Origin of the sequence: Enterobacter sp. E1, from assembly GCF_016809815.1 — a bacterium.
GTDB lineage: Bacteria > Pseudomonadota > Gammaproteobacteria > Enterobacterales > Enterobacteriaceae > Enterobacter > Enterobacter adelaidei.
On record NZ_JAFBJM010000015.1, the window covers coordinates 16,595 to 29,169 of the forward strand.

General features: G+C 51.9%; 8 protein-coding genes and 1 pseudogene. All 9 read right to left on the bottom strand.

Features of this window, described 5'->3' with window-relative positions:
• Window positions 1-47: 47 nt before the first annotated feature.
• Window positions 48-4,271: a DNA-directed RNA polymerase subunit beta' gene (rpoC, locus tag JGF26_RS21975; RefSeq protein WP_028018476.1), complete on the bottom strand. Its 4,224-nt coding sequence runs from the start codon at window positions 4,269-4,271 to the stop codon at window positions 48-50.
• A gap of 76 nt (window positions 4,272-4,347) precedes the next feature.
• A complete protein-coding gene (rpoB, locus tag JGF26_RS21980) occupies window positions 4,348-8,376 on the bottom strand; it encodes a DNA-directed RNA polymerase subunit beta (protein ID WP_014882065.1) in 4,029 nt (1,342 codons plus the stop codon).
• A 319-nt stretch (window positions 8,377-8,695) separates the two neighbouring features.
• A complete protein-coding gene (gene rplL / locus JGF26_RS21985) occupies window positions 8,696-9,064 on the bottom strand; it encodes a 50S ribosomal protein L7/L12 (RefSeq protein ID WP_014882064.1) in 369 nt (122 codons plus the stop codon).
• A gap of 66 nt (window positions 9,065-9,130) precedes the next feature.
• Entirely contained in the window at window positions 9,131-9,628 is a 498-nt protein-coding gene (rplJ, locus tag JGF26_RS21990) for a 50S ribosomal protein L10 (RefSeq protein ID WP_004097644.1), read from the bottom strand.
• Window positions 9,629-9,919: 291 nt separating this feature from the next.
• The gene (gene rplA / locus JGF26_RS21995) at window positions 9,920-10,624 is read right to left on the bottom strand and encodes a 50S ribosomal protein L1 (RefSeq protein ID WP_013095000.1); all 705 of its coding nucleotides are present in this window, start codon (window positions 10,622-10,624) and stop codon (window positions 9,920-9,922) included.
• A gap of 3 nt (window positions 10,625-10,627) precedes the next feature.
• On the bottom strand, window positions 10,628-11,056 hold the full coding sequence (rplK, locus tag JGF26_RS22000) for a 50S ribosomal protein L11 (protein ID WP_008503452.1): 429 nt from the start codon (window positions 11,054-11,056) through the stop codon (window positions 10,628-10,630).
• A 156-nt stretch (window positions 11,057-11,212) separates the two neighbouring features.
• Window positions 11,213-11,758, bottom strand: a complete 546-nt coding sequence (gene nusG, locus JGF26_RS22005) for a transcription termination/antitermination protein NusG (protein WP_003862341.1) — start codon at window positions 11,756-11,758, stop codon at window positions 11,213-11,215.
• 1 nt (window position 11,759) lies between these two features.
• A complete protein-coding gene (gene secE / locus JGF26_RS22010; protein WP_013094999.1) occupies window positions 11,760-12,143 on the bottom strand; it encodes a preprotein translocase subunit SecE in 384 nt (127 codons plus the stop codon).
• Between the two features lie 229 nt (window positions 12,144-12,372).
• Window positions 12,373-12,575, bottom strand: a pseudogene (tuf, locus tag JGF26_RS22015) (elongation factor Tu); the annotation flags it as partial.

Sequence of the window (12,575 nt, forward strand, 5' to 3'; positions counted from 1 at the left end):
GATAAAAAAACCCGCCGAAGCGGGTTTTTTATTAGCTGAATCAACGATTACTCGTTGTCGGAACCACCCAGACCTGCGTTCAGCAGTTCTGCCAGGCTCGCGGATGCATCTTCAGCAGTGACCTGCGGTGCAGCTGGCAGTTCGCCCGCAGCACGACGACGCATACGATCCTGATGGTACGCATAGCCGGTACCAGCCGGGATCAGACGACCCACGATAACGTTCTCTTTCAGACCGCGCAGTTCATCACGTTTACCAGCAACAGCCGCTTCGGTCAGGACACGCGTAGTTTCCTGGAACGATGCTGCAGAGATGAAGGACTCGGTTGCCAGAGACGCTTTGGTGATACCCAGCAGATCGCGTGCGAAGGTCGCACCGATTTTGCCGTTCGCTTCCAGATCGCGGTTAGCGATCTTAACGCGAGAGTATTCAACCTGCTCGCCTTCCAGGAACTCAGAGCTACCTGCGTTTTCGATGGTTGCTTTACGCAGCATCTGACGAACGATAACTTCGATGTGTTTATCGTTAATCTTAACGCCCTGCAGACGGTATACGTCCTGTACTTCGTTAACGATGTAACGAGTAACAGCATGCACACCACGCAGACGCAGGATATCGTGCGGCGCTTCTGGACCGTCGGAAACCACGTCACCACGTTCTACACGTTCACCTTCGAACACGTTGAGCTGACGCCACTTAGGAATCATCTCTTCGTACGGCTCGCTGCCATCTACTGGAGTGATAACCAGACGGCGTTTACCTTTGGTCTCTTTACCGAAGGAGATGATACCGCTGATTTCAGCCAGGATTGCCGGCTCTTTCGGACGACGTGCTTCGAACAGGTCCGCAACGCGTGGCAGACCACCGGTGATGTCCTTGGTACCGCCGGATTCCTGAGGAATACGCGCCAGGGTGTCACCAGAGCTGATCTGTACGCCATCTTCCAGCTGTACAATCGCTTTACCTGGCAGGAAGTACTGCGCAGGCATATCGGTACCCGGGATCAGAACGTCGTTACCCTGAGCATCAACGATTTTCAGTGCAGGACGCAGATCTTTACCGCCAGTAGTACGCTCTGCGGAATCCAGAACCACCAGAGAAGACAGACCAGTCAGCTCGTCAGTCTGACGAGTAATGGTCTGGCCGTCGATCATGTCAGTGAAGCGGATGAAACCACTTACTTCGGTGATAACTGGCATGGTGTGTGGATCCCAGTTTGCAACGGTTTCACCGCCGGCAACCTGCTCACCATCACCTTTCGCCATAACCGCACCGTAAGGTACTTTATAGCTCTCTTTGGTACGACCGAATTCGTCGATCAGTTTCAGCTCGGTGTTACGAGAGGTCACAACCAGCTTGCCTGCGGAGTTAACAACAGACTTCGCGTTGCTGAGCTTGATGCTACCTTTGTTTTTCACCTGGATGCTGGATTCAGCAGCCGCACGAGATGCCGCACCACCGATGTGGAACGTACGCATCGTCAGCTGTGTACCCGGCTCACCGATGGACTGTGCCGCGATAACACCGATTGCTTCACCTTTGTTGATGATGTGGCCACGCGCCAGGTCACGACCATAGCAGTGCGCACATACACCAAAGTCGGTGTCACAGGATACAACGGAACGTACTTTCACTGAGTCAACAGAGTTTGCTTCCAGCAGGTCACACCACTGTTCGTGCAGCAGCGTATTGCGTGGAACCAGAATGTCTGCAGTACCCGGCTTCAGAATGTCTTCCGCGGTTACACGACCCAGTACGCGATCGCGCAGTGGCTCTTTAACATCACCACCCTCGATAACCGGGGTCATGGTGATACCTTCGAGGGTGCCACAATCGTCTTCGGTTACAACCAGATCCTGCGCAACGTCAACCAGACGACGCGTCAGATAACCGGAGTTCGCTGTTTTCAGTGCGGTATCCGCCAGACCTTTACGAGCACCGTGAGTAGAGATGAAGTACTGGAGTACGTTCAGACCTTCACGGAAGTTCGCGGTGATTGGCGTTTCGATGATGGAGCCATCTGGCTTCGCCATCAGACCACGCATACCTGCCAGCTGACGAATCTGTGCAGCAGAACCACGCGCACCGGAGTCGGCCATCATGTAGATGCTGTTGAAGGAAACCTGCTGTTCTTCAACGCCGTCACGGTTAATCACGGTTTCGGTCTGCAGGTTATCCATCATCGCCTTGGATACACGATCGTTCGCCGCAGCCCAGATATCGATAACTTTGTTATAGCGTTCGCCCGCGGTTACCAGACCAGACTGGAACTGCTCCTGGATCTCAGCAACTTCGGCTTCCGCTTCAGAGATGATCTCGTGTTTCTTCTCTGGGATGACCATGTCATCAATACCAACAGATGCACCTGAACGCGCTGCATAAGCAAAGCCGGTGTACATTGTCTGGTCAGCGAAGATTACGGTCGGCTTCAGACCCAGAATGCGGTAACAGGTGTTCAGCATTTTGGAGATCGCTTTCTTGCCCAGCGCCTGGTTGACGATGGAGAAAGGCAGCCCCTTCGGTACGATCATCCACAGAATGGCACGGCCAACGGTCGTGTCTTTCAGGCTGGTTTTCGCAACGAACTCGCCGTTTTCATCTTTTTCGTATTCGGTGATACGCACTTTAACGCGCGCATGCAGAGAGGCCAGGCCAGCGCGATAAATACGCTCAGCTTCTTTCGGGCCAGTCAGCACCATGCCTTCGCCTTTGGCGTTAACACAGTCACGGGTCATGTAGTACAGACCCAATACAACGTCCTGAGAAGGAACGATAATAGGTTCACCGTTCGCTGGAGACAGGATGTTGTTGGTAGACATCATCAGCGCACGCGCTTCCAACTGGGCTTCCAGCGTCAGCGGTACGTGAACAGCCATCTGGTCACCATCGAAGTCGGCGTTATATGCCGCACAAACCAGCGGGTGCAGCTGGATAGCTTTACCTTCGATCAGTACTGGTTCAAATGCCTGGATACCCAGACGGTGCAGGGTTGGTGCACGGTTCAGCAGTACCGGGTGTTCGCGGATAACTTCGTCCAGGATATCCCAAACGACAGCTTCTTCACGCTCAACCATTTTCTTAGCGGCTTTGATGGTGGTGGCCAGGCCACGCAGCTCCAGCTTGCCGTAGATGAACGGTTTGAACAGCTCCAGTGCCATTTTCTTAGGCAGACCGCACTGATGCAGACGCAGGTATGGACCTACGGTGATTACAGAACGACCGGAGTAGTCAACACGCTTACCGAGCAGGTTCTGACGGAAACGACCCTGTTTACCTTTGATCATGTCGGCCAAAGATTTCAGAGGACGTTTGTTAGAACCGGTGATCGCACGACCGCGACGACCGTTATCCAGCAGGGCATCTACTGCTTCCTGCAGCATACGTTTTTCGTTGCGTACGATGATATCTGGCGCAGCCAGATCCAGCAGACGTTTCAGACGGTTGTTACGGTTAATGACGCGACGATACAGATCGTTCAGGTCAGAAGTCGCGAAACGACCACCATCCAGCGGAACCAGTGGACGCAGATCTGGCGGCAGAACCGGCAGAACGGTCAGGATCATCCACTCTGGTTTGTTACCAGACTGAACGAACGCTTCCAGCAGTTTGATACGCTTGGTCAGCTTTTTACGCTTGGTTTCGGAGTTGGTTTCGTTCAGCTCTTCACGCAGCTGCTCGCACTCTTGCTCCAGATCCATGCTCTTCAGCAGGGCCTGAATAGCTTCCGCACCCATCTTCGCGTCGAATTCGTCACCGAACTCTTCCAGCGCGTCCAGATACTGCTCTTCAGTCAGGATCTGGTGACGTTCCAGATTCGTCATCCCGCCTTCGATAACCACATAAGATTCGAAGTACAGAACACGTTCGATATCGCGCAGCGGCATATCCAGCAGCAGACCGATACGGGACGGCAGAGATTTCAGGAACCAGATGTGAGCGGTTGGAGATGCCAGCTCGATGTGGCCCATGCGCTCACGGCGCACTTTGGTCTGGGTCACTTCAACGCCGCACTTCTCACAGATCACACCACGGTGTTTCAGGCGCTTGTACTTACCGCACAGGCACTCGTAATCTTTTACTGGCCCGAAAATACGCGCACAGAAAAGGCCGTCACGCTCAGGTTTGAACGTACGGTAGTTGATGGTTTCCGGCTTTTTAACTTCACCGAACGACCATGAACGGATCATGTCTGGCGAAGCCAGAGCAATTTTGATCGCATCAAACTCTTCGGTTTTAGTCTGCGCTTTCAGAAACTTTAATAAATCTTTCACGGATTTGCTCCCGTCGGAGTTAGCACAATCTGGTGCCGGGGGTTAACCCGGCACCAGTGACCTGTTTGAGCGAGAATTACTCGTCTTCCAGTTCGATGTTGATACCCAGCGAACGAATCTCTTTCAACAGTACGTTGAAGGATTCTGGCATGCCCGGTTCCATCTGATGGTTGCCGTCCACGATGTTTTTATACATCTTGGTACGACCGTTCACGTCATCAGACTTAACGGTGAGCATTTCCTGCAGGGTGTATGCCGCGCCGTATGCTTCCAGCGCCCACACTTCCATCTCCCCGAAGCGCTGACCACCGAACTGTGCCTTACCACCCAGCGGCTGCTGAGTAACCAGGCTGTAAGAACCGGTAGAACGAGCGTGCATTTTGTCGTCGACCAGGTGGTTCAGTTTCAGCATGTACATGTAACCTACGGTTACCGGACGTTCGAACTGTTCACCGGTACGGCCGTCAAACAGCGTAATCTGACCAGACGTTGGCAGACCACCCAGTTGCAGCAGCTCTTTAATTTCAGCTTCTTTTGCACCGTCGAATACCGGCGTTGCAATTGGCATACCTTTGCGCAGGTTCTCTGCCAGACGCAGCACTTCTTCATCGCTGAAGGTGTTCAGGTCGACTTTCTGACGCACATCGGTACCCAGATCGTAGGCACGCTGGATGAATTCGCGCAGTTTCGCGACTTCCTGCTGCTGTTTCAGCATGGCGTTAATCTTGTCGCCAATACCTTTTGCAGCCATACCCAGGTGGGTTTCCAGAATCTGACCGATGTTCATACGAGACGGTACGCCCAGTGGGTTCAGTACGATATCTACCGGCGTACCGTTAGCATCGTGCGGCATATCTTCGATCGGGTTGATCTTAGAGATAACACCCTTGTTACCGTGACGACCTGCCATCTTATCACCAGGCTGGATCTGACGTTTAACAGCCAGATATACCTTAACAATCTTCAGCACACCTGGTGCCAGATCGTCGCCCTGAGTGATTTTACGGCGTTTCGCTTCGAGTTTTTTCTCGAACTCGTGTTTCAGTTCGTCATACTGCTCAGCCAGTTGTTCCAGCTGATTTTGTTTCTCTTCGTCGGTCAGGCCCAGTTCCAGCCAGCGATCGCGTGGCAGTTTGTCGAGCTTCTCAGCTTCAACGCCACCGGCAACCAGCACCGCATAAATACGGCTGAACAGACCTGCTTCGAGGATCTGCAGTTCTTCAGACAGGTCTTTCTTAGCCTGTTTGAGCTGCATCTCTTCGATTTCCAGCGCACGCTTATCTTTTTCAACGCCATCACGAGTGAAGACCTGAACGTCGATAACCGTACCGGAAACACCGTTTGGTACGCGCAGAGAAGAGTCTTTAACGTCAGACGCTTTCTCACCGAAGATTGCACGCAGCAGTTTCTCTTCTGGCGTCAGCTGGGTTTCACCTTTCGGTGTTACCTTACCAACCAGAATGTCGCCGCCGGTCACTTCCGCACCGATGTAAACAATACCGGATTCATCCAGTTTAGAGAGCGCAGCTTCACCCACGTTAGGGATGTCAGCGGTGATCTCTTCTGGCCCCAGCTTGGTGTCACGGGACACACATGCCAGTTCCTGAATGTGGATGGTGGTGAAACGATCTTCCTGAACCACACGCTCGGAGACGAGGATGGAGTCTTCGAAGTTGTAACCGTTCCACGGCATGAACGCTACGCGCATGTTCTGACCGAGCGCCAGTTCACCGAGGTCGGTGGACGGACCGTCTGCCAGCACGTCGCCGCGCTCAACTGGCTCACCCAGAGATACGCAAGGCATCTGGTTGATACAGGTGTTCTGGTTAGAACGGGTGTATTTGGTCAGGTTATAAATGTCGATACCTGCTTCACCCGGGTACATCTCGTCTTCGTTAACTTTGATAACGATACGAGAGGCATCCACGTACTGAACAGTACCGCCACGTTTAGCAACCGCAGTAACACCGGAGTCAACGGCAACAGCACGTTCCATACCGGTACCAACCAGCGGCTTATCAGCGCGCAGAGTCGGAACGGCCTGACGTTGCATGTTCGCACCCATCAATGCACGGTTGGCGTCATCGTGTTCCAGGAACGGGATCAGGGACGCACCGACGGATACCACCTGTTGGGTGGATACGTCCATGTAGTCAACCTGGTCGCGGCTGAACAAGCTGGATTCGCCTTTGCTACGGCAGGTAACCAGATCTTCTACAAAGTGGCCTTCGTCATCCAGGTTGGAGTTCGCCTGAGCGATAACGTAGTTGCCTTCTTCGATAGCAGACAGGTAATGAATTTCGTCGGTTACAACACCGTCAGTCACTTTACGGTACGGCGTCTCAAGGAAACCGTATTCGTTTGTCTGTGCGTACACGGACAGGGAGTTGATCAGACCGATGTTTGGACCTTCAGGCGTTTCGATTGGACATACGCGACCATAGTGAGTCGGGTGTACGTCTCGAACTTCGAAGCCTGCGCGTTCACGGGTCAGACCGCCTGGGCCGAGTGCAGAGATACGACGCTTGTGCGTGATCTCAGACAGCGGGTTGTTCTGGTCCATGAACTGAGACAGCTGGCTGGAACCGAAGAACTCTTTCACTGCTGCAGAGATCGGCTTGGCGTTGATCATATCCTGAGGCATCAGGGTATCCAGATCGCCCAGAGACAGACGCTCTTTCACCGCACGCTCTACACGTACCAGGCCAACGCGGAACTGGTTTTCCGCCATTTCGCCAACGGAACGGATACGACGGTTGCCGAGGTGGTCGATATCATCCACTTCGCCTTTACCGTTACGGATATCGATGAGCTTCTTCATCACTTCGATGATGTCGTCTTTGCTCAGGATACCGGAACCTTCGATCTCATCACGCAGCAGAGAACGGTTGAACTTCATACGACCAACCGCGGACAGATCGTAGCGGTCTTCGGAGAAGAACAGGTTCTCGAACAGGCTTTCAGCCGCTTCGCGAGTTGGTGGCTCACCAGGACGCATCATGCGGTAGATTTCAACCAGCGCACTCAGACGATCGGTCGTTGGGTCGACGCGGATAGTCTCAGAGATGTATGGACCATGGTCCAGATCGTTGGTGAACAGCGTTTCGATACGTTTGTGGCCAGACTGGCTCAGCTTAGCCAGCAGATCCAGGCTCAGCTCCATGTTCGCCGGGCAGATCAGCTCGCCAGTTGATTCATCAACGTAATCTTTCGCGGCTACTTTTCCTGCAATGTATTCAACTGGAACTTCGATGTGTTTGATATCATCTTTTTCCAGCTGGCGGATGTGGCGCGCGGTGATACGGCGACCTTTTTCCACATACACTTTGCCGTCGGCTTCGATGTCGAACGACGCGGTCTCACCACGCAGACGTTCCGGCACCAGCTCCATCTGCAGCTTGTTGTCGCGGATTTCAAAGATCACTTTCTCAAAGAACAGGTCCAGGATCTGCTCAGTGGTATATTGCAGCGCACGCAGAATGATGGTTGCAGGCAGTTTACGACGACGGTCGATACGGACAAACAGGTTGTCTTTTGGATCGAACTCGAAGTCCAGCCATGAACCACGGTAAGGAATGATGCGCGCGTTATACAGTACTTTACCGGAAGAGTGTGTTTTACCTTTATCGCTGTCGAAGAAGACGCCCGGGCTACGATGCAGCTGGGAAACGATAACACGCTCAGTACCGTTGATGACGAAAGTACCGTTGTCTGTCATGAGTGGAATTTCACCCATGTAGACTTCTTGTTCTTTAATGTCTTTTACGGTGCCTTCTGGCGCTTCGCGCTCATAGATCACCAGACGCAATTTTACGCGCAGCGGTGCGGAATAGGTCACGCCACGGATCTGACATTCCTGAACGTCAAACACCGGCTCGCCAAGGCGATAGCTGACGTACTGCAGCTCGGAATTACCGCTGTAGCTCTGAATCGGGAACACGGAACGGAAGGCTGCTTCCAGACCGTACTGCCCTTCAGGATCTTGCTCGATAAACTTCTGGAACGAGTCAAGCTGGATAGAAAGGAGATATGGAATGTCCAGAACTTGTGGACGTTTACCAAAATCCTTACGAATACGTTTTTTCTCGGTATAGGAGTAAACCATAGGGTTCCTCAGCTCGCTGACAAGTCGACCCATCTGTCCGACGAAGGGACAGTTTGTGCAACACCATTTTGTGGACCGGAAAATTGAATACTTTCCGCAATACCTGTTGCTATCACGCTTAAACCATTTCGTTGCGATTTACACAGAGCGAGCACCCTGTCGCAATATATTAAGTCGTCGATAGAAACAAGCATTGTCAGGACAACCAGCAGTCAAACAGTGTGAAATGCTACTGATGCCTTACAGCGCAAAAAGGCTGGTGACTAAAAAGTCACCAGCCATCAGCCTAATTACTTAGGCTGCAACCAGAAAAGTTGGCTTATTTAACTTCAACTTCAGCGCCAGCTTCTTCCAGAGATTTTTTCAGTGCTTCTGCGTCGTCTTTGCTCACGCCTTCTTTCAGCGCAGCTGGAGCAGATTCTACCAGGTCTTTAGCTTCTTTCAGACCCAGGCCAGTTGCGCCACGTACTGCTTTGATAACAGCAACTTTGTTAGCGCCTGCAGCTTTCAGAATTACGTCGAATTCAGTTTTTTCTTCAGCAGCGTCAGCAGCTGGGCCAGCAGCAACAGCTACAGCGGCAGCAGCAGAAACACCGAATTTTTCTTCCATTGCAGAAATCAGTTCTACAACGTCCATTACGGACATAGCTGCAACTGCTTCAATGATTTGATCTTTAGTGATAGACATTTAAATTGTTCCTGAAAATCAGAATAAGTTTATACGTAAGCAAATGCTTTATAAAGACAACTGCGATTAAGCAGCTTCTTTCGCATCGCGAACAGCAGCCAGAGTGCGAACCAGTTTGCCAGCCGAAGCTTCTTTCATGGTTGCCATCAGGCGTGCAATTGCTTCTTCGTAGGTCGGCAGGGTTGCCAGGCGATCGATTTGCGATGCCGGGATCAACTCACCTTCAAAGGCTGCAGCTTTGACCTCAAATTTTGCATTCGCTTTCGCGAACTCTTTGAACAGACGAGCAGCAGCGCCCGGGTGTTCCATAGAGTATGCAATCAGGGTCGGACCAACAAACGTGTCTTTCAGGCACTCGAATGGAGTACCTTCAACTACGCGACGCAGCAGGGTGTTACGAACAACACGCATGTATACGCCAGCTTCACGACCTGCTTTACGCAGTTCAGTCATTTTGTCTACAGTAACGCCACGGGAATCCGCAACTACTGCAGACAGCGCGCCTTTGGCTACTTCGCTGACTTCAGCAACAATCGCTTGTTTGTCTTGAAGATTTAAAGCCATTAGCTTTGCTCCTGGATGTTTGCCGGAACTCATGTTCCGGAACTCACTTCACTCGACCCAACGGGAAGAGCGTCTAAATACGGTGAGCAGAAACAAGCCAGAGTATTCAAAAAATAATCTTAGCGTTCTGTCACCGTCTACGCAGGGGATTAAGTCTCTTACGAAACACCTGCGGTCTTCGACGGAGGCCTGGATAGGCCAGGCTCCAACGAACAAATCTTTTAGCCGCTAACTTTCGTTAGCAAACGTGGGGGTAAGATTGTAGACAAAATCACCGCCCACGTAAAGGCATTAGTTTGCAGCAGCGCTCAGGCCAGCCTGGTCAACTGCAACACCTGCACCCATGGTGGTGGAGATGCTAACTTTCTTGATGTACACGCCTTTCGCCTGAGTTGGTTTTGCTTTTTTCAGCGCAACCAGCAGAGCTTCCAGGTTTTCTTTCAGTTTGTCAGCGTCGAAGTCCACTTTACCGATGGTGGTGTGGATGATGCCGTTTTTGTCGTTACGATAACGAACCTGACCTGCTTTAGCGTTCTTAACCGCTTCAGCAACGTTAGGAGTAACGGTACCCACTTTCGGGTTTGGCATCAGGCCGCGTGGACCCAGAACCTGGCCCAGCTGGCCAACAACGCGCATTGCATCTGGAGATGCGATAACAACGTCGAAGTTCATTTCGCCTTTCTTGATCTGGTCAGCCAGATCTTCCATACCTACCAGTTCAGCGCCAGCAGCTTTAGCAGCTTCTGCGTTTGCACCCTGAGTAAATACAGCTACGCGAACGGAACGGCCAGTACCGTGTGGCAGTACAGTTGCACCACGAACGTTCTGATCAGATTTACGAGCATCGATGCCCAGGTTAACAGCAACGTCAACGCTTTCAACGAACTTAGCAGTAGCCAGTTCTTTCAGCAGAGCGATAGCTTCGTTGATGTCGTACTGTTTGGTCGCATCAACTTTGTCACGGATCACGGACATGCGCTTGGTCAGTTTAGCCATTTCTTAGTCCTCCACTACCAGGCCCATGGAACGTGCAGTACCTTCGATGGAGCGAGTCATCGCTTCAATGTCGGCACCAGTCATGTCGGCAGCTTTGGTCTGCGCGATTTCCTGCAGCTGAGCGCGGGAAATTTTACCCACTTTGTCTTTGTTCGGTTTACCAGAACCAGACTTGATACCAGCCGCTTTCTTCAGCAGAACTGCTGCTGGAGGGGTTTTGGTAACGAAAGTGAAAGAACGGTCAGCGTAAACAGTGATTACGACTGGGATTGGCAGACCTTTTTCCAGGGATTCAGTTTTTGCGTTGAACGCTTTACAGAATTCCATGATGTTCACACCCTGCTGACCCAGAGCTGGACCAACTGGTGGACTTGGGTTCGCCATACCAGCTGCAACCTGCAGCTTGACGTAGGCTTGTACTTTCTTAGCCATTCTAAAATCCTCTGATTGGGTAATAACGCCTCAGTGAGGCTCCCCGTGAATAAAATTCGTTTTACGGGCCGTTGCCCATAAAAACAAAAGGCGCGAAATTGTATTCCAATCTCGCGCCCTGTGCAACGATTAAATCGTCGCTTTTTTGATCGCTGCTTAGGCTTTTTCGACCTGGGCAAAGTCCAGTTCTACCGGGGTCGCACGACCAAAGATAGAAACAGAGACTTTCAGGCGGGACTTCTCGTAGTCCACTTCTTCAACCACACCATTAAAGTCAGCAAATGGACCGTCATTAACACGAACCATTTCACCCGGTTCAAACAGCGTTTTCGGACGCGGCTTATCACCCACCTGCTGCAGGCGGTTCATAATCGCATCAACTTCTTTGTCGCTGATTGGCGCCGGACGGTCAGATGTGCCGCCGATAAAGCCCATCACACGCGGTACGCTGCGCACAAGGTGCCAGCTCGCGTCGTTCATAACCATCTGAACCAGCACGTAACCCGGGAAGAATTTACGCTCGCTTTTGCGACGTTGGCCGCCACGGATCTCGACCACTTCTTCGGTCGGAACCATAACTTCGCCAAATAACTCTTCCATGTTGTGTAATTTGATATGCTCACGCAGCGATGTTGCTACGCGGCCTTCAAAACCGGAAAACGCCTGAACGACGTACCAGCGCTTTTTAGGGGCTTCAGACATCTCAGAACCTCAGGCCAGTGATAAAGGATACCAGGCGAACCAGAATACCATCCAGTCCCCACAGGATCAGTGACATTACAGCGGTAACCGCCGCTACAATCAGCGTGGTGTGCAATGTTTCCTGGCGAGTCGGCCAAATTACCTTGCGGACTTCGGTACGCGCTTCGCGAGCAAAAGCGACAGTCGCTTTGCCTTTCGTCGTCAACAGCGCGACACCACCCGCTGCAGCAATCAGAATTACCACTGCAAGCGCACGTAGCGGCAGCATAATGTCACGATAAAGGTAGTTGCCAACAATCGCTACGATCAGCAAAACGGCTACCACTACCCATTTCATCGCTTCCAGGCCGCGCCCGCTCCCTTGAGCTTCGGTATTCGCACTCATAAACCAACCTGTCAGAAGTATTCTACAAACATTTTCACCCCGCGATCGCGAGGCAAACCAAATCGAAATGCTAATTCGCTTTTCGAATTATACGCTCTCTGCAGAGCCTGTCTCAGCAATGATTATGACAAAAATAATCACTGATGAGCCAGGTTCTGACGTGAAAGCGTGCAAAAAGGGCATCAAATGATGCCCTTTTATTGCGCATTGCGTCAAATGTTATCAGCAATTAGCCGAGAACTTTAGCAACCACGCCCGCGCCAACGGTACGGCCGCCTTCACGGATTGCGAAACGCAGACCGTCGTCCATCGCGATTGGGTGGATCAGAGTCACAACCATCTTGATGTTGTCGCCTGGCATTACCATCTCTACGCCTTCTGGCAGTTCGATGGTACCGGTCACGTCAGTAGTACGGAAGTAGAACTGTGGAC